The organism is Pseudomonas sp. Fl4BN1 (assembly GCF_009908285.1).
Lineage (GTDB): Bacteria > Pseudomonadota > Gammaproteobacteria > Pseudomonadales > Pseudomonadaceae > Aquipseudomonas.
In genome coordinates this window covers 12,824-30,190 of sequence record NZ_JAAARM010000039.1, presented here as the reverse complement: position 1 = coordinate 30,190, position 17,367 = coordinate 12,824, and the positions used below count along the sequence as shown (strand labels likewise).

The 17,367-nt window shown below is 63.3% G+C and carries 16 protein-coding genes; 3 read left to right on the top strand and 13 right to left on the bottom strand.

Annotated elements, in window-relative coordinates; genetic code table 11:
• Window positions 1-248: 248 nt before the first annotated feature.
• On the bottom strand, window positions 249-1,133 hold the full coding sequence (locus GV818_RS28750; protein ID WP_161778166.1) for a LysR family transcriptional regulator: 885 nt from the start codon (window positions 1,131-1,133) through the stop codon (window positions 249-251).
• Between the two features lie 117 nt (window positions 1,134-1,250).
• Here GV818_RS28750 and GV818_RS28745 point away from each other — a divergent pair, with 117 nt between their 5' ends.
• Together GV818_RS28745 and GV818_RS28740 are read left to right on the top strand one after the other, a co-directional pair.
• Window positions 1,251-2,630 (top strand): M20 family metallopeptidase, encoded by a 1,380-nt coding sequence (locus GV818_RS28745; protein ID WP_161778165.1) that lies wholly within the window; start codon window positions 1,251-1,253, stop codon window positions 2,628-2,630.
• 74 nt (window positions 2,631-2,704) lie between these two features.
• Window positions 2,705-3,991 (top strand): MFS transporter, encoded by a 1,287-nt coding sequence (locus tag GV818_RS28740; RefSeq protein WP_161759941.1) that lies wholly within the window; start codon window positions 2,705-2,707, stop codon window positions 3,989-3,991.
• A 136-nt stretch (window positions 3,992-4,127) separates the two neighbouring features.
• On the opposite strand, the gene GV818_RS28735 is transcribed toward GV818_RS28740, so the two are convergent.
• From GV818_RS28735 to GV818_RS28685, 11 genes are all read right to left on the bottom strand, one after another.
• A complete protein-coding gene (locus tag GV818_RS28735; RefSeq protein ID WP_161778164.1) occupies window positions 4,128-4,487 on the bottom strand; it encodes a hypothetical protein in 360 nt (119 codons plus the stop codon).
• Between the two features lie 131 nt (window positions 4,488-4,618).
• Entirely contained in the window at window positions 4,619-4,834 is a 216-nt protein-coding gene (locus tag GV818_RS28730; protein ID WP_161778163.1) for an SMI1/KNR4 family protein, read from the bottom strand.
• Between the two features lie 132 nt (window positions 4,835-4,966).
• Window positions 4,967-5,578 (bottom strand): hypothetical protein, encoded by a 612-nt coding sequence (locus GV818_RS28725; RefSeq protein WP_161778162.1) that lies wholly within the window; start codon window positions 5,576-5,578, stop codon window positions 4,967-4,969.
• Between the two features lie 139 nt (window positions 5,579-5,717).
• A complete protein-coding gene (locus GV818_RS28720; protein ID WP_161778161.1) occupies window positions 5,718-6,155 on the bottom strand; it encodes a hypothetical protein in 438 nt (145 codons plus the stop codon).
• Between the two features lie 284 nt (window positions 6,156-6,439).
• Window positions 6,440-6,877, bottom strand: a complete 438-nt coding sequence (locus GV818_RS35185; protein WP_368668961.1) for a DUF4303 domain-containing protein — start codon at window positions 6,875-6,877, stop codon at window positions 6,440-6,442.
• Window positions 6,878-7,178: 301 nt separating this feature from the next.
• Window positions 7,179-7,904 (bottom strand): hypothetical protein, encoded by a 726-nt coding sequence (locus GV818_RS28710; protein ID WP_178125166.1) that lies wholly within the window; start codon window positions 7,902-7,904, stop codon window positions 7,179-7,181.
• Window positions 7,905-8,046: 142 nt separating this feature from the next.
• Window positions 8,047-9,120, bottom strand: a complete 1,074-nt coding sequence (locus GV818_RS28705; RefSeq protein WP_256679549.1) for a 2,3-butanediol dehydrogenase — start codon at window positions 9,118-9,120, stop codon at window positions 8,047-8,049.
• Window positions 9,121-9,208: 88 nt separating this feature from the next.
• Entirely contained in the window at window positions 9,209-10,321 is a 1,113-nt protein-coding gene (locus tag GV818_RS28700) for an acetoin dehydrogenase dihydrolipoyllysine-residue acetyltransferase subunit (protein WP_161778158.1), read from the bottom strand.
• Complete coding sequence (locus tag GV818_RS28695; RefSeq protein WP_161778157.1) at window positions 10,321-11,334, bottom strand: alpha-ketoacid dehydrogenase subunit beta; 1,014 nt, start codon at window positions 11,332-11,334, stop codon at window positions 10,321-10,323. The genes GV818_RS28700 and GV818_RS28695 overlap by 1 nt, the downstream gene beginning before the upstream one ends.
• Before the next feature lie 33 nt (window positions 11,335-11,367).
• On the bottom strand, window positions 11,368-12,345 hold the full coding sequence (locus GV818_RS28690) for a thiamine pyrophosphate-dependent dehydrogenase E1 component subunit alpha (RefSeq protein WP_161778156.1): 978 nt from the start codon (window positions 12,343-12,345) through the stop codon (window positions 11,368-11,370).
• Window positions 12,323-13,420 (bottom strand): ATP-NAD kinase family protein, encoded by a 1,098-nt coding sequence (locus GV818_RS28685; protein ID WP_161778155.1) that lies wholly within the window; start codon window positions 13,418-13,420, stop codon window positions 12,323-12,325. The genes GV818_RS28690 and GV818_RS28685 overlap by 23 nt, the downstream gene beginning before the upstream one ends.
• 355 nt (window positions 13,421-13,775) lie before the next feature.
• Here GV818_RS28685 and GV818_RS28680 point away from each other — a divergent pair, with 355 nt between their 5' ends.
• Window positions 13,776-15,644, top strand: a complete 1,869-nt coding sequence (locus GV818_RS28680) for a sigma-54-dependent Fis family transcriptional regulator (protein WP_161778154.1) — start codon at window positions 13,776-13,778, stop codon at window positions 15,642-15,644.
• A gap of 690 nt (window positions 15,645-16,334) precedes the next feature.
• On the opposite strand, the gene GV818_RS28675 is transcribed toward GV818_RS28680, so the two are convergent.
• Window positions 16,335-17,351 (bottom strand): AraC family transcriptional regulator, encoded by a 1,017-nt coding sequence (locus GV818_RS28675; RefSeq protein ID WP_161778153.1) that lies wholly within the window; start codon window positions 17,349-17,351, stop codon window positions 16,335-16,337.
• Window positions 17,352-17,367 lie beyond the last annotated feature (16 nt).

Sequence of the window (17,367 nt, the reverse complement as noted above, 5' to 3'; positions counted from 1 at the left end):
GAGGCAGGAAGATCAAACACCCCACGGGTTTTACCCACGTCCGTAGGAGCCGGCTTGCCGGCGAAGAGGCCCGCAAGCCATGCATTGATCCAGCCGACGCCTTCGCTGGCAAGCCAGCTCCTACAAAGAAGAATCAGACCAGCCGCAAGGCCGCCGTTTGCTCTGGCTTTGGCTTTTGATCTCCAAGGCCCCGTTAACCACGATGGCCGAATGCAGGCATTGATCCGTGGGTAACCCGGCAAGCCCCCTCAGCCCTCCCGCTGCAACCCGGCGATCAAGGTCTGGATAAAAAATTCCAGGCTCTGCGGCAGCACCCGCTTGGGCATGGTCAGCACCTGGATATCCCGATCGCCCAAGCGCGGGTTGGACAACGGCACCGACACCAGCCCATCCATGCCCTGCCCCTCGCCGCTGATGGCACTGGCAAACGCCACCGTATCCGACTGCCGGACAAACTCATGCAGGGCCCCGGAAAAGTTGCAGGTCATCACCTGATCAAAGCTCAAGCCATCCATCTGGCACACCAGGTCCAGCAACTGCCGCTGGGTGGTGCCCTTGGGCGTCAACGCCACCGGATACCCCTGCACCTGCGCCAATGACAGCAGCCCGGCGCTGGCCAACGGATGCCCGGCGCGCATCAGGGCGCGAATCGGCGAGCGGATCGAGTAACACACATTCACCCCCTCCACCGGCTCAGTGCTGAAGGTCAGCCCCACATCCGCCTCGCCCCGGCGAATACGCTGCACACACTCATGGGGCGAGATCACCTCCAGGCGGTACTCGGCCCCGGGCCGCAGGCGGTAATGCTCCAGCAGCACCCGCGGCAGGAAGTACCGCGACAGCCCCTCGGTAGACACCAGCCGAATGACCTTGGCCCCCGGATAGCCCTCGCCGCGCAGTTCGGCGAGGATATTTTCCTGCTCCAGCCAGGTACGCCGGGCGTGTTCGGCCAGGGCTTCGCCGGCGGCGGTGAGTTGCATGCCCCGCGGGCGCCGCTCGAACAGCGCCACCCCGACGCTCTCTTCCAGCAGGGCGATCTGCCGGCTTACCGCACTGGGGGCGATATGCAAACGCTCCCCCGCCGCCGCCAGGGAGCCGGCATCGATCACCGCCAGAAAATACCGATAGTCCATCTGCGTCCCCTTGCAAGGCATCCAATTTTTAGAATCATGCCTTCAAAAAACAGCAATATACAGATGCCTTGACCCACTCCACCATGGGCCTGTTCCCCTTGCCCGACCGGAGTCGCAATGACCAAGCAAGCTGCCCTCACTGGCGTGCGCCAGTACCTGGACGACGGCCACTTTGAACAGGACCTGCGGCGCCGGGTGGCGTTTCGCAGTGACAGCCAGGACCCCGCCCACGCCAGCGAGTTGCCGCGCTACCTGCTGGAAGAGATCCAGCCGCTGCTGCAACGCCTGGGCTTCGACTGCCAGATGCTGGCCAACCCCGAAACCGGCGGCCCGTTCCTGATTGCCACGCGCCTGGAAGACCCGGCGCTGCACACGGTGCTCAGCTACGGCCATGGCGACGTGGTACCCGGCCATGCCGAGCAGTGGCGCGCGGGCCTCGACCCCTGGCAACTGACCGTGGAAGGCGAACGCTGGTACGGCCGTGGCACCGCCGACAACAAGGGCCAGCACAGCATCAACCTGGCGGCCCTGGAGCAGGTGCTCAAGGCCCGCGACGGGCGCCTGGGCTTCAACCTCAAGCTGCTGTTCGAGATGGGCGAGGAAGCCGGCTCCCCGGGGCTGCGCCAGCTGTGCCAGGAACACCGCGAACGGCTGCGGGCCGATGTGTTCATCGCCTCCGACGGCCCGCGCCTGAATCAGGCCCGGCCGACGCTGTTCCTCGGCTCCCGGGGCTCGGCGCAGTTCCGCCTGGAGCTCAACACCCGGGACAAGGGCCTGCACTCGGGCAACTGGGGCGGGGTCATGAGCAACCCCGGCGTGGTGCTGGCCAACGCCCTGGCCAGCCTGGTGGACCGCAACGGGCGCATCCGCTGCCGCGAACTGGTGCCGGCGAGCATTCCCGAGAATGTGCGCGCCGCCATCGCCGACCTGGAGATTGATCGCGACTCCCTGGGCCGGCCCCTGGACGAAGACTGGGGCGAACCGGGGCTGACCCTGGGCGAGCGCCTGTTCGCCTGGAACACCCTGGAAATCCTCGCCTTCAGCACCGGCAACCCACAAAAACCGGTGAACGCCATTCCGCCCCGGGCCGTGGCTTTCTGCCAATTGCGCTTTGTCCTCGGCACCCCCTGGCAAGAGCTGGAAAGCCTGCTGCGGGCGCACCTGGACCGCGAAGGCTTCAGCCAGGTCGAGATCGTCATGGAGCGCTGCTCCCCAGCCACTCGCCTGGACCCGGACAACCCCTGGGTCAGGTTCGCCAAGACCTCCATCGCCAACAGCAGCTCCCAGCGCCTGGCCCTGTTGCCGAACCTGGCGGGCACCCTGCCCAACGACATCTTTGCCGAAGTACTGGGGCTGCCGACCCTGTGGATTCCCCACTCCTACCCCGGCTGCTCGCAGCACGCCCCGGACGAACACCTGCTGCTGCCGGTGATTCGCCAGGGCCTGGAGATCATGACGGCCTTGTTCTGGGACCTGGGGGACCTGCCCCGGGCCTGAGGCCGTCGCTGCCCCGCCCGGCTCACGTCGGGCACCTGTCGCTCAAAATCCAACAATAAGCAGGAGCGTCCTGTATGACAGAATTAGCCGCCACCTCGACCGCGATCCGGGTCGAACCCAAAGCCCTGTACAAACCCATAGGCGCCGCCCTGATCGGCAACACCCTGGAGTGGTTCGACCTGTCGATCTACGCCTACTTCGCGCTGACCATCAGCCAGGTGTTCTTTCCCACCGCCGACCCGACCTTCTCCCTGCTGCTGGCCTTTGCCACCTTCGGCATCTCGTTCCTGATCCGCCCCCTGGGCGCGGCGGTACTGGGTTCCTACGCCGACCGCCGGGGGCGCAAGAAAGCCCTGACCCTGTCGATCCTGATCATGCTGGCGGGCACCCTGCTGATCGCCATCATGCCCAGCTACGCCACCCTGGGTATCGCCGCGCCCATCGGCATTCTCCTGGCGCGGCTGCTGCAGGGCTTCTCCGCCGGTGGCGAGTTCGGCACCTCCACCGCCTTCATGCTGGAACACGCGCCGCCGCGCACCCGGCACTTTGTCGCCAGCCTGCAGTTCGCCAGCCAGGGTTTTGGCGTGGTCATCGCCTCGACCTTCGGCTACTTCCTGACCAAGCACCTCGATCCCCAGCAGATGCTTGACTGGGGCTGGCGCGTGCCGTTCTTCTTCGGCCTGCTGCTGGGCCCGGTGGGCCTGTACATCCGCCGCACCGTCGACGAATCGCCGGACTTCAAGGCCAGCGAGCCGGGGGAACGCCCCCTGCGCGAAGTGCTGGTGACCCAGAAGACCCTGCTGTTGATCGCCATGGGCACCCTGGTGGTGTCCACTGCCTCGAACTACATGATCCAGTACATGCCGTCCTATGCCGCCACCAGCCTGAACATTTCCCAGTCCTCGGGCTTTCTGGCGACCCTCACCGGCGGCCTGATCCTGACCATAGTCACGCCCATCGTCGGCTACCTGTCCGGCCATGTCGGGCGCCTGAAAATCATGCTGGCAGCGGCCGTGGTCTACGCCGTGGCGATCCTGCCGGCGTTCTTCTGGCTCAACAGCCGTCCGAGCGCCAGCTCCCTGCTGCTGGTGGTCGCGATGATGGCGCTGATCAAGGCGGTGTACTTCGCCCCGCTGCCGTCGCTGATGGCGGACATCTTCCCCGTGCGCACCCGGGTCACCGGCATGTCCTTGAGCTACAACCTGGGGGTGACGATTTTCGGCGGTTTCGCCCCGGTGATCGCCACCGGATTGATCGCCCTCACCGGCTCGCAACTGGCACCCAGTTTTTATCTGATGCTGGCAGCCTGTTTGAGTATTGGTGCAATTTTGATGGCGGGGAGAAAACTCAAGTTGCAGTGAGGCTGGATGCATCGGCTGAGGTTCTTGCCACTCCGTCACCCAAGGGCGGCGTAGTGGTAACGGACTTCACCGTGCAGGACTGATGCCCCAGCTGACATTCAACACACGCAGACGGATGAAAGAGTGCGCTGACTCTTTAATGGGGAAATGTTCCTTGAGCGTAAGCCTGCCAAAGGCGGTGTATAAAACCGCTATCGACCTGGTGCATGAATGCCTGCACGATCAGGCCAAAATCATCCGACACATAGCCTGCAAGATCCGGATTGCCAGTGATCTGATAGACCTTCTTGAAGGCAGCCTCTCTGACTTGCCTGATGGATTCATCTTCAGGCGGACATGACGAAAGCACTTGTTCATAGCTAGCGCTCCACGCGCTGGCAAACTCGATGCCATCCCGTGAATCCAACCTGGCATCCCAGTCAGTGTTCTCCTGGAAAATCAGCTCAAGAAAAACACCGTCATTTATCCTGGAGAGTATTTCACTCAGCCCCATCATCTCAGCCCATCTCCTTGAACCGGCTCTCGATCAGCTCTAACGCTTGCAGTGGCGCGACACTTCCACCCAAGAGGGGCGGCCATGAAAACGCAGGGCAACCGGCAATTAATAAACACCTCTGGCATTTATTGTTAAATAGCTTGTTTATAGAGACCCGTGAAAAACCCTGGAAGACCATCACTGATCATGTACATATTGCTTGCGCTGGGCTCCTCACCTTCATCTGCCTCGGTCTCATGATCCCAGAAGAATATCTCCGGGGAGTTATTGTCCAATCTGATTAATACAAGATTGCCCCCGGGGCCGTGGGCAATAGGCCCTTTAGAATCCAGAATAGCGGCCATCATGATCTATCCTCCTGCTGCCGTTGCTACACCACATGCCCTTGGACATTACTCAACTCCTGCGACGTGCCATCGGCGCGCCGTGGAAAGAGTCGGGCTACCACCTTAAACACCTGCCAGCGTATTGCCCATGGGCTAAAAGCCTTCAAACAGTTTTAAATCAAATTCTTTATTTTTTATAACCCGCTTACTCTGGCGCACCTTATCCAACATGCCGCACTCGACAATTTTCGCGTCATTTTTTATTGCACAATAAATGAATGGCGCTGGAAAAGAGTATTCGTCTGGAGACTCCAACACATCACGAATGGTTCTTTGGCCGGGAATGATGCAGGCGATGATTTTCGGCACATAGTGATCTTCAAGGACTTTCTTAATATGCCCGCAAACAGCTTCCACGTCAGCAAGTGAGGGAGTTTTTATGGCCCCTCCAAGTTCCAGACTGAATTTTTTATCCTCCTGACCAAGCGTCGTAAATGAGCAACAGGAGTCATTGAACACATTACTTTTGTAGGGCGGTTCAATGCTGGACAAACCCTCAAAAATCGCGCCCCCGTAAACAGTCCCACCAAGGTAGTAGCTGTCAACTCGGGCCAGGTGTTGAATATACAGCTCCGCGACAAATTTATTTCCACTCTTGAATTTTAGTTTGTTTTTTGAGGCTTTTATCATTGAGTTGGAAAGCTCAATCTCCTTCAATTTCTCAAGCAATTTCCGCTCAAATATCGCTCTATTTTCAAGACTCATACACCACCTACATTTCAATACGCTTAACACTGCACCTTACAGTAAGCGCACCACACGCTATGCCCTTCGACCTCGGTCATGTCCTGCGGTGTGCCAGGTCCGGGCATGGATCAGGTGGCTTTCGCAGGATCAAAAACCCTCAAGGCACAAAGTTCAAAACCTCTTTCGCATAGTTCTTCCAATCAGGAATACGGGAGGACTTAAAGTACTGTTCAAGTTCCTTACTCCCCCGCCTAGCCACTATGAGGTCCACAAGATTGATCAAGAGAAAGGCTTTTGAATACCCGTGACACTTGACCAGCACGCTGGGCTCATAGCCTTCCTGCTCCACATCCTGGTCTTTTTTGGCAAGTTTATTGATTGAGAATTTCAATAAACCCTCTCCATCATTCAAAGCTTCCTGTATTTCTTTATACGACACGCCAGACAAGGCGATCCTTCTGGCGTCTATTGCAACCATTACATCTTCATACTCTTGAAAAATCTCAATCCCTGCAGCGGACTTAATGGCATTCACTATTGATTCATACTTTTCACAAAATATGATCGATTTGATTTCCTGAATGTGATCCAGCATCCATCGACTCCTTTTAATATCCGTATCAAATCCGCACCTGATGACTGCTTCACATCCCCAAAGATCGGGCAGTCGGTCTGATCATCGGAAAACACCAGCCTTTGATGATCGAGACTGTGCTCATGGTGCCAGCAGGTCATGTGCTTGCCGTTGTCGCCAAATCCCACATCATCGGTCGGGCCGTGAATACCTTCACCGTTGAGGCCGACCGGCAACAACACCAGTTGCTTGAGCAGGCGTTCCTGTTCGATACCCGTGCGATACCTGGACCGGAACATTTGACATTATTGCTGGACAATCCAGCGCTCAAACTCGGCCGCCTGCGAAGGGCAATTGGTGTCCCTGATCCAATGGATTTCCGTCTCCGGGTCGAGAGTATCGGTCACCGAGAAAGCGAAAATGACCCCAGCCAACTCGGTCTGGCGCAACTCTTTAAGGGCGTCGACGCAGAGGCCAAAAACAGCATCGCAATGCTGTTTGAAGTCGGGCCCTTCCGAGACCGACTCACAGGAGCGCCGCATATCCTCGGATATGTCCGCAAAAAACTCCTCGCCAAAGCCCTCATGACTCCATTCGCCGGGACTCCACTTGAAATAGACGGGATCTTCAGGGTACTTGGCCTGCATCTTCGCCAGGTGGGTTTTGCAGTTGAGCGATACAGACAGGGAGGTTGCGTCCGCGTCGGAGTACAACGCAAAGCCGCACACTTCAGACTCGGGCATTTGCATTGTAAATTTCGCTATCGCCTGACGAGAGGCCGCGACAACTCGGCGGTGAAATTCAGCGGCATCAAAAACAACCATGATGCTATTCCTTATGGCAACACGTTGATTGTTTCGCCAGCGCAGTGCCGGCGCATTTTTCGTAAAGCCAAGACCCTATCCGCAGCGTTCCCGGCGCTGCCAGTAACCGCCCTGGCCAAGGCTTCACACACTCGCCCGGTATTTTGCGCGGTACGCGCCTCACAGCACCAGCCCTTCGACGTCGGACCTTATCGCAGCCTTCGGTAGCGGCGCTTGTCGGCTACTGCACCGGCAAGAAATTCATCAGCAACAAGCTCTGCGCGTAATTGAGCCCCACCCGCCGATAACGCTCATCCAGAATCTGCGTCAGCAAATCCAGGCGCGCCACGATCTTGCCGAACTCCACGGCAAAACTCAGGTTGCTGCCCTCCTCGGAAATCTCATTGGAGAACAGCAACAGCACGCCGTTGGCATCCTGACGCTGGCTCAGCAGCCAGGTGGCCTTCTCGATATTGCGCGCGGCGTTGCTGATGAACTGCGGATCGATGCTGTCGGTCATGTAGAACTCGGTACGCCCGCCGTGGGCCGTCACCAGCATGCTGCCAATGGCATAGATGAAGGCCCCGACCCGATCGCCCTGAAACTCCGGGCTCAGGGAATAACTCAGGGCCACCAGGTCGCGGCGATCGCCCAAGGCTGGCAATGGCTGGCGTTGTTCAATGGCATTGCGGATCTCCCGCTGGGCTGTGGTGCCATCGGCAAACCCCGACTTGCGCCACTGGCTGGGGTTGCGCAGATAGAGCTTGCCCATCAGCAGGTACAGGCTCTGCAGGTTGTCACGCATGCCGATGGTGGCCATGCGATCAACGCTGGTCTGGAAAAATTCGTCAGGCTTGCCTTCACGAAACTGTTTGGCGATATCGCGCCCTTGCTGCTGGGTGCAGGCAGTGGCGCTGAGCATCAGCAGCCCTGCCAGAAGCAGGCGCTGAAAGCGGTTTTGCATCATGCAAGAAGAGGGAGCGTAGGCCATCGGCACCGGGTCGGAATTCACGGGCTGCGACGGGGATCGGCGTAGCCAGGCCTGGTGATAGAACGCAAAACTGTAAAAAAGTGCGATGGCCGCTGCCGGCCATCGCCAAATCGCTCGTTTACGAGCGTCGCAACGGTCCCGGCGAAACGATGATCTTGACGTTGTGTTCCTTGTTGTTGACCAGCTCTTCGAAGCCCTGGCCAACGATCTGTTCCAGCTGAATCCGCCCGGTCACCAGGGGCGAAATATCCAGGCGGCCGTCGGCGATAAAGGCGATCACATCGGCGAACTCACCGTTGTAGGCCAGGGCCCCCAGCACCTGCTTCTCGGTGGCCACCAGCTCGAAGAAGTTGAACTCGCTGGGCTCTTCGAAAATGCCCACCAGCACGCACTTGCCGGCCTTGCGGATCAGGTCGATGGCCAGCTTGGCGGTGTGCTTGTTACCAATGCATTCAAAGCTGACATCGGCCCCCAGGCCGCCGGTCAGGCGCTTGACCTCGGCCAGGGCGTCGCATTCCTTGGGATCGAGCACGTGGGTCGCGCCCACCTCCAGGGCCTTGGCCTTGCGCGCGCCGGACATTTCCAGGGCGATCACCTGGGCCGCGCCGGCAGCCTTGGCGCACATGATGGTGCACAGGCCGATGGTGCCGGCGCCGACCACCACTACGTTCTGCCCCAGCAGGCTGCCGGCCTTTTTTACCGCGTGCATGCCCACCGCCAGCGGCTCGATCAGCGCCCCGGCCTCGGCGGGAAAGTTGGCCGGCAAGGCGTACAGCAGGTTGGCCGGCACGTTGACCAATTCGGCGAAGGCGCCGTTGTTCATCAGCCCGGTAAAGGCCAGGTTTTCACAGATGTTGTACAGGCCGTGGGTGCAGTAGTAGCAGGTGCCGCAATGCTGGCAGGCGTCGGCGGCCACTGGCTGGCCAACGCTGAAACCCTGGACCCCTTCGCCCAGAGTGACTATCTCGCCGCAGAACTCGTGGCCGAGGATGCACTGGCCCTTGATCCCGGTCAGCGGGTGCGGCGCCGCCACCGGAATGAACACCGGCCCGGCCACGTATTCGTGCAGGTCGGAACCGCAGATGCCGCACCAGTCGACGCGGATCTGCACCCAGCCGGCCGCTGGCGCGTCGGGCAGTGGCACGTCTTCGACGCGGATATCGTGGCGGCCGTGCCAGACCGCGGCACGCATGCTGGGAACCGGCTTGAGGGAAACACTCATCTTGGCTTCTCCTTATTGTTATCGAGCTGCGACGGCCCCCTGGCCGCCGCAGAACACCTCAGTGCTGCTGGATGAAGTCGAGGATCAGGCGGTTGACCTGCTCCGCCGCTTCCATCTGCAGCATGTGCCCCTGCCCCGGCAGCACCTCGATCTGCGCCTTGAGATCGGCGCTGTGGCTCACTGGAATGATCCGGTCGTCGCTGCCCCAGATCACCAGCACCGGCTGCGGGCCGTCCTGCACCACCGGGCGCAGGTCGGCCTGCTGGCGGCCGTCGGCGAAGAGGTTGCTAGCAAGCTGCCCGAGGGCCGCCTGCACCCCTTCCAGGCGCTTGTACTTGAGCATGTCGTCGAGCATCTGCCGGTTCACCAGCTCGGCATTGGAGAACAGCTGCACCAGCTGCGGCTTCAGCGCATTGCGGTTGCCCGCCTCGACAAAGCCTTGCAGGTAGTCGCCATTGATCTCGCGGCCCAGCCCGGCACTGCCGATCAGGGTCAGGGAACGCACGCGGTCTGGCGCCAGCCGCGCGGTGTTGAGGGACACCGCGCCGCCCATGGAGTGGCCCACCAGATGGGCCGCGGGAATCTCCAGGTGATCCAGCAGCGCCAGCAGCACTTCGCTCAATTCGTCGAGGTCACCCCGTTGCAGGGCCTTGGTCGATTCGCCGTGGCCCGGCAGGTCCAGGGCAATCACCCGGCGCCCGGCGGCCAGGGCCTCGTGGTTGAACAGCCAGTTGTTGAGGTCGCCGCCAAAGCCGTGCACCAGCAGCACTGGCGTGGCGCCTTCACCGCGCTCGAAATAGCGGATCAACCGACCGCCGATTTCCACCTTTTGCGGCGCCGGGCCGCTGTCTTCGTCGGCGCTGTCACCGGGCACGAAGCTGGCCTGGAACTGCTCGATCACCGCGTCGATCTCGGCGTCACTGGCTTCGCCATCCACCACGATGCCCAGCAACGCGCCCACCGCCAGGGTCTCGTCCTGGCGGGCGATCTGCCGGCGCAGAATGCCGGAGAACGGCGCCTCGACGCTGCTGGAGATCTTGTCGGTCTCCACGTCCAGCACTTCGTCGCCCTTGCTGATGCTCTGCCCCTCTTCCTTGAGCCAGGCATCGACCCGGCCCTCGGTCATCGACAGGCCCCACTTGGGCATGGTCAGGGTATGGATCTGGCTCATCAGCGGCTCCACTCGATCACAGTGAGCACGGCTTTCTCGATCTTCGCCGCGTCGGGGATGTACAGGTCTTCCAGGGCGTCGGAGAACGGCACTGGCGTATGGGGCGCGGTGACCATTTCGATCGGCGCCTTGAGGGAGGCGAAGGCTTTCTGCGCCACCAGGGCCGAGATGTCGGTGGCCATGGAGCAGCGCGGGTTGGCTTCGTCGATCACCACCAGGCGCCCGGTCTTCTCCACGCTTTCCAGGATGCTGTCTTCGTCCAGGGGGCTGGTGGTGCGCAGGTCGATCACCTCGCAGTCGATGCCGCGCCCGGCCAGGCTACGGGCCGCCTCCAGCGCGGTGTTCACCGTGCGCCCGTAGGACACCAGGGTCACGTCCTTGCCGTCGCGCAGGAAGTTGGCCTCGCCGAACGGAATGGCGTAGGACTCCTCCGGCACGTCGCCCTGCAGGCTGTAGAGCATTTTGTGCTCGCAAAAAATCACCGGGTCGTTGTCGCGGATGGCCTGGATCAGCAGGCCCTTGGCGTCGTAGGGCGACGACGGGCAGACCACTTTCAGCCCGGGGATGTGAGTCCACAGCGAGGTGAGCATCTGCGAGTGCTGGGCCGCGGCGCGCAGGCCGGCGCCGACCATGGTGCGGATCACCAGCGGGGTCTGGGCCTTGCCGCCGAACATGTAGCGAAACTTCGCCGCCTGGTTGAGGATCTGGTCCAGGCAGCAGCCGGCGAAGTCGACGAACATCAGCTCGCACACCGGGCGCACGCCGCGGGTAGCAGCACCGACTGCGGCGCCGACGTAGCCGATTTCCGACAGCGGGGTGTCCAGCACCCGCCCGGGGAATTGATGGTAGAGGCCCTTGGTCACCCCGAGCACGCCGCCCCAGGCGTCGTTGTCGCCGGGGGCGCCGGCACCGCCGGCCACGTCTTCACCCATGATGAACACGCTGGGGTCGCGGCGCATTTCCTGGGCCAGGGCTTCGTTGATGGCCTGCTGGTAACTGATTTTTCTCGCCATGATGGTGGTCTCTTGTTGTTCTGGGAGGAGGCGTTACGGGTAACTGACGTACACGTCGCTGAGCAGGTCGGCGGGGCTCGGTTTAGGGTCGGACTTGGCCTTGCACACCGCGTCTTCGATCAGCGCTTCCACCTCTGCATCGATCTGGTCCAACTGGCTGGCCTGCACCCGCCCGGAACGGCTGGTGCTTTGCCGGAACTGCATCAGGCAGTCGTTGTGCTCGCGGTAATGCTTGACCTCGTCCGGGGCGCGGTAGGTCTGGGCGTCGCCCTCGAAGTGGCCGTAGTAACGGGTCAGCTTGACCTCGATCAGCGACGGCCCCTCCCCGGCCCGGGCCCGCTCCACGGCGGCGCCGGCGGCTTCGTGCACGGCGAAGAAGTCAAAACCGTCCACCGTCACCCCGGGCATGCCGAAGCCGGCGGCGCGGTCGGCGATGTGATCGCAGGCCACCGACCAGTTGGACGCCGTGGCCTCGGCGTAGCCGTTGTTCTCGGCGATGAACAGGCACGGCAGGTTCCACACCGAGGCCATGTTCATGGCCTCGAACACCGCGCCCTCGTTGGAGCCGCCGTCGCCGAAGAACACCACCGACACGCCGTCGGTGCCTTGCAGCCGCGCGGCCAGGGCCGCGCCCACCACCAGCGGCGCACCGGCGCCGACAATGCCGTTGGCGCCGAGCATGCCCTTCTCGAAATCGGCGATGTGCATGGAGCCGCCCTTGCCCTGGCAGACCCCGGTCTTCTTGCCGTAGATCTCCGCCATCATCCCGTAGACGTCCACGCCTTTGGCGATGCAATGGCCGTGGCCACGGTGGTTGGAGGCGATGCAGTCATCGTCGCGCAGGTGGGCCATGACCCCGGCGGCCGAGGCTTCTTCGCCGGCGTAGAGGTGGACGAAACCGGGGATCTCGCCGGTGGCGAATTCCACGTGCAGGCGTTCTTCGAATGCGCGGATGGTGCGCATCACCCGGTAGGCGTGAAGCAACTGGTCAGTGGTCAGGGGTGTCGACATTTTTATTCTCCAGGGTGTCTTCGGACTGAAGGTTCACGGGGTGTTGCCGGTGATGGCGGTCGATGGCCAGCAGGCGCTGGCGCGCCGCGTGTTCCAGCACCGAGTTGACGTCGATGCTCAGCGGGCCGCCGGCATCCAGGGTGACCGTGGGCCGGTCGTGGGGGTTGAATTCGATCTCGCGCTCGCCATCCAGGGCCAGGGTGCCGGCGTTCAGGCACAGCGGCTGGGGCACCTCGGGTTGCAGGTAGCCGGCGTCCAGCACGCCGCAGCCCTGCAACAGGCCGGGGGCCAGGGGCACCAGCAGCGCTTGGGGGGAGTGCGGGTCCAGGCGCATCCAGGCGCCGTGGGGCTCCTGGCGGGTGACCGGCAGCCACAACCCGCAGAGGGCGGAAATGCCGATGGACTGAGGCTCGGCGAAGGTCACGAACACCTGCGCCAGGTCGCTAGCACGGCTGATGGCCCGGGCGCCGACAAAGGCCAGGGGCGACACCGCCACATCCACCAGGGCCACTTCACACAGGCCGCGGGACGGCTCGCGCACCAGCAGCCGCTTGTTGCGCCGCAGGGCAATCTCGGCGGGCACCCGGCCGCTGGCGTAGAGCCCACCGGCCAGCCCCGCACTGGTGGCTTCGCGCAGTTCCGGAAAGGCGTTGTTGGTGCCGGTGGACAGGGTCAGCAATGGGATGTCGCCGACCTCAGCGGCCACCGCCTTGTGGGTGCCATCGCCGCCGAGTACGGCGATCAGCGCCACCCCGCGCTCGACCATCCAGCGCGCGGCCTGGCGGGTGTCTTCGACGCTCTGGCGCAGGGTCAGGTCGAGGAACTCCAGGGCCGGCCAGTGCTGCTCCCGGGCCTGGCGGCTGCGGCTGTTCTTCTGCACCGCAGCGGCGATGCCGGTCATGTCGGTGGGCATCAGCACCTGGGTGATGCCGGTGGCACCGAAGGCTGCCAACAGGCGCTGGATCACCGAGACTTTGTCGGTGCTGGAGAACAGACCGGCGTTGGCGGTGAGGCGACGCACATCGCGGCCCGAAGCCGGGTTGGCGATGATGCCGACGCTCAAGGGGCGACTCATGAGCTCACCGCTGGCGGTTCACAGGCAGGGAAAGACATACAGCACCTCGTTCTTATTGTTCGATGGGCCAGTCGCGGCGAATGGTCGGTCGCTGGCTGCCAAGGCCTAGAGCAAGGCCGGTGCCAGTTGCCTTGAAAAGCCTGAAAAACGCTGTTCCAGAGCGCTTCTCTTGGGTGACTGCAAGGCTTGCTCACAGGCCCGCCTGAGACGTTGCATGTCAGGCGGCACGGGCTCTTGGCGAGACCTTGAGACGTTCCGTCTCACCCCCGCCGTCCGGGCAGCCAGTGCTTGTCGAGGCTCGCGGAACAGCGCTTAATGCGCCGACAACGATAAGAAGCTGCAACCGGAGGCCTTCATGCTTTCCGCACATTCAAAAGCCCATGTGGACTGCGTCAGCCGGGTCCTGAAAAACGCCGCGCACCTGCCCCAGGCGCCAGTGCCAAGCCTGATCCTCGATTCCTGGCGCCGCTCGATGGAGCAGCACCAACTGGACCCTGGCTCGCTGCAGGGGCCGCGCATCCTGTCCGAGAACGTACTCAAGGAATGCCGCGAACGTTCCGAGCTGTTCCTGCGCATTGCCAGCGAAGAAGTGGCCCGCCTGCATGGCCGGGTGCGCGATGCCGACTACTGCGTGCTGCTCACCGACGCCCAGGGCCAGACCATCGACTACCGGGTGGAGTCCACCCTGCGCAACGACTGCCGCAAGGCCGGGCTGTACCTGGGTACCTGCTGGTCGGAGGGTGAAGAAGGCACCTGCGGCGTGGCGGCGGTGCTCACCGCACGCGCGCCGATCACGGTGCACAAGCGCGACCACTTTCGCGCCGCGTTCATCGGCCTGACCTGCTCCGCCGCCCCGGTGTTCGACCCCCAGGGCGAGTTGCTGGGGGTGCTGGATGTGTCGGCGGTGCGCTCCCCGGACGACCGCCGTTCCCAGCACCTGATCCGGCAGATGGTGGTGCAGAGCGCGCGGGAGATCGAACAGGCGTTCTTCATGAACAGCGCCCAGGGCTATTGGGTGCTGCGGGCCCACGCCAGCCCGGGCTATGTCGACAGCCAGCCCGATTACCTGCTGGCCTGGGACGACGACGGCTGCCTGCGGGCCCTGAATCCGGCGGCGCGCCATTACCTGCTGCGGCGCCATGGCCGGCTGCCGCAACACATTGCCCAGGTGTTCGACCCGCAACGGTTGCAGCGCGCCCGCGACGAAGGCCTGTGCCCGCTGTCCGCCGAGCTGCATGGCCGCTTGCAGGCGCCGCGCCGGCCCCAGAGTCGCCCGCGCCTGAGCCTCGCCGGGGAACAGCTGGACCCGCGGGTGGAGCAAAGCCTACGCCTGGCGGTGCGGGTCAAGGACCGGCATTTGCCGGTGCTGATCCAGGGCGAGACCGGTTCCGGCAAGGAAGTCTTCGCCCGCCAACTGCACCAGGCCAGCCAACGCAGCGACCGGCCTTTTGTCGCGGTGAACTGCGCGGCGATCCCGGAAAGCCTGATCGAGAGCGAACTGTTCGGCTATGTCGCCGGGGCTTTTACCGGGGCCTCGAACAAGGGCATGCAGGGGCTGCTGCAACAGGCCGATGGCGGCACCCTGTTCCTCGATGAAATCGGCGACATGCCCCTGGCCTTGCAGACCCGCCTGCTGCGGGTGTTGGCCGAGGGTGAAGTGGCACCGCTGGGGGCCTCGCGGCGCCAGTCGGTGGATATCCAGGTGATCTGCGCCACCCACCGCGACCTGGAAGCGCTGGTGGCTGCGGGCAGCTTTCGCGAAGACCTGTATTTCCGCCTGGGGGGCGCACGCTTTCAACTGCCGCCCCTGCGCGAACGCAGCGACCGGCTGGCGCTGATCACCCGGATTGTCGAGGAAGAATCCAAACGCTGCGGCGCGCCGGTGCAACTGGGTGATGTGGCATTGGAATGCCTGCTGGGCTACCGCTGGCCGGGCAATGTGCGGCAATTGCGGCATGTCTTGCGCTACGCCTGCGCCGTGTGTGAAGGGCCCTTGATCCAACTGCATGACTTGCCCGAGCAACTGCGCGGCGGCGAAGCGCCAGACGCCCTGCCCGCCCCGGAAACCGCCACCAGCCCCGAGCGCCAGGCCCTGCTGGATGCCCTGGTGCGTCACCGCTGGAAACCCCTGGCGGCGGCCAAGTCCCTGGGCATCTCCCGCGCCACCCTGTACCGCCGCGTGCAGCAGCACGGCATCCAGATGCCCGGCAGAAACCCGACCTAACCCACACCGACCGTAGGAGCCGGCTTGCCGGCGAAGAGGCCCTTGAATGGGACGGCGATCTTGCGGACGCCTTCGCTGGCAAGCCAGCTCCTACACAAGGCTACGCGGTGTGGCGAGATCCGTAGGAGCCGGCTTGCCGGCGAAGAGGCCTTCGGATTGTGCGTCGATCTTGCGGGCGCCTTCGCTGGCAAGCCAGCTCCCACACAAGGCTCCGCGGTGTGACGAGATCCGTAGGAGCCGGCTTGCCGGCGAAGAGGCCTTCGGATGGGGCGGCGATCTTGCGGACGCCTTCGCTGGCAAGCCAGCTCCTACACAAGGCTGCGCGGTGTGACGCGATCCGTAGGAGCCGGCTTGCCGGCGAAGGGGCCCCCTGGATTGTGCGGCGACCTTGCGGACGCCTTCGCTGGCAAGCCAGCTCCTACACGAGGCTACGCGGTGTGACGAGATCCGTAGGAGCCGGCTTGCCGGCGAAGAGGCCTTCGGATGGGGCGGTGATCTTACGGGCGCCTTCGCTGGCAAGCCAGCTCCTACACAAGGCTCCGTGGTGTGGCGAGATCCGTAGGAGCCGGCTTGCCGGCGAAGAGGCCTTCGGATGGGGCGTCGATCTTGCGGACGCCTTCGCTGGCAAGCCAGCTCCTACACAAGGCTGCGCGCTGTGGCGAGATCCGTAGGAGCCGTGAGGTCGTGGCGTCAGGCAGGAGCGGGCTGGAAACGCGCACGGTAGCGCCCGGGGCTTTCGCCGGTCCATTTCTTGAACGCGCGGTGGAAGGCGCTGGGCTCCTGGAAGCCGGTCAGTTCGGCTATCTCGCTGATGCTGGCCGCCGAGCGGCGCAGCAGTTCCACGGCCACGCCCCGGCGCACTTCGTCCTTGATCTCTTGATAAGCGCCACCCTCGCGCTCCAGGCGCCGGCGCAGGGTGCTGGGGCTCATCTGCACTTCCCTGGCAAAGGCTTCCAGGGTCGGCCATTGGCTGTAGTGGCTGCCCCGCAATCGCTGGTGCACCTGGGTGGTCAGGCCGTGCTGGTTGCGAAAGCGGATCACCAGCCATTGCGGGGCGCTGCGCAGGAACACCTTGAGCGAGGCCAAATCCTGGACCACCGGCAGGCGCAAGAAGCGGCTGGCGAACTCGATCTCGGTGCGCCCGGCGTTCCAGGTCAGGTTGCTGCCCCACAGCAGCGGGTCGTCGCTCAGGCTCAGGCGTGAATGGCGAAAGTCGGCGCGGTCGATAGGAATCCGTCGCCCGCCGAGCCAGCACAGCAGGCTGATGATCAGCACCAGCAAGGTTTCCTCGGCGTAATGGCTGCGCAGCGGATCGTCACCGCGGCTGTCGAGGCTGAGCACCGCGCGCTTGCCGCGCACGCTGAGGCTGGCGCCGACGTCGCGCAGGAACAGGCTGAAGTTGTTCAGGCACTGGCGCAGGGCCTTTTCCAGATTGGGCTCCTGGATCAGCCCGCGGCAGATCAGGGCAAAGGCCCCCGGCGGCATGCCGCGAGAGTCGAGCTGGAAGAATTCGTCTTGCAGTTCACGGATCTGGATCAACCACAACGCGGCAAAGGCGCTGCCGGGCACCCGGGCCCGGGGCTGGTCGAGCAACCCCGGGTCGATGCCGGCCTCGCTCAGCAGCGCCGCCAGGCGCAGCGGCTGCTCGCGCAGGGCATGGGTCATCACCTGGACAAAGTAGACCGCGACCGAATCGGTTTCACGCATGTAGAGGCTGTGCTCC

Bases quoted from the DNA above. Each gene is read 5' to 3' on its own strand.
- GV818_RS28690 (WP_161778156.1), bottom strand. From the start codon at position 12,345: ATGTCGACACCCCTGACCACTGACCAGTTGCTTCACGCCTACCGGGTG.
- GV818_RS35185 (WP_368668961.1), bottom strand. From the start codon at position 6,877: ATGCCCGAGTCTGAAGTGTGCGGCTTTGCGTTGTACTCCGACGCGGAC.
- GV818_RS28680 (WP_161778154.1), top strand. From the start codon at position 13,776: ATGCTTTCCGCACATTCAAAAGCCCATGTGGACTGCGTCAGCCGGGTC.
- GV818_RS28695 (WP_161778157.1), bottom strand. From the start codon at position 11,334: ATGGCGAGAAAAATCAGTTACCAGCAGGCCATCAACGAAGCCCTGGCC.
- GV818_RS28705 (WP_256679549.1), bottom strand. From the start codon at position 9,120: ATGCGTGCCGCGGTCTGGCACGGCCGCCACGATATCCGCGTCGAAGAC.
- GV818_RS28750 (WP_161778166.1), bottom strand. From the start codon at position 1,133: ATGGACTATCGGTATTTTCTGGCGGTGATCGATGCCGGCTCCCTGGCG.
- GV818_RS28725 (WP_161778162.1), bottom strand. From the start codon at position 5,578: ATGAGTCTTGAAAATAGAGCGATATTTGAGCGGAAATTGCTTGAGAAA.
- GV818_RS28720 (WP_161778161.1), bottom strand. From the start codon at position 6,155: ATGCTGGATCACATTCAGGAAATCAAATCGATCATATTTTGTGAAAAG.
- GV818_RS28745 (WP_161778165.1), top strand. From the start codon at position 1,251: ATGACCAAGCAAGCTGCCCTCACTGGCGTGCGCCAGTACCTGGACGAC.
- GV818_RS28710 (WP_178125166.1), bottom strand. From the start codon at position 7,904: ATGATGCAAAACCGCTTTCAGCGCCTGCTTCTGGCAGGGCTGCTGATG.
- GV818_RS28735 (WP_161778164.1), bottom strand. From the start codon at position 4,487: ATGATGGGGCTGAGTGAAATACTCTCCAGGATAAATGACGGTGTTTTT.
- GV818_RS28730 (WP_161778163.1), bottom strand. From the start codon at position 4,834: ATGATGGCCGCTATTCTGGATTCTAAAGGGCCTATTGCCCACGGCCCC.
- GV818_RS28740 (WP_161759941.1), top strand. From the start codon at position 2,705: ATGACAGAATTAGCCGCCACCTCGACCGCGATCCGGGTCGAACCCAAA.
- GV818_RS28675 (WP_161778153.1), bottom strand. From the start codon at position 17,351: ATGCGTGAAACCGATTCGGTCGCGGTCTACTTTGTCCAGGTGATGACC.
- GV818_RS28700 (WP_161778158.1), bottom strand. From the start codon at position 10,321: ATGAGCCAGATCCATACCCTGACCATGCCCAAGTGGGGCCTGTCGATG.
- GV818_RS28685 (WP_161778155.1), bottom strand. From the start codon at position 13,420: ATGAGTCGCCCCTTGAGCGTCGGCATCATCGCCAACCCGGCTTCGGGC.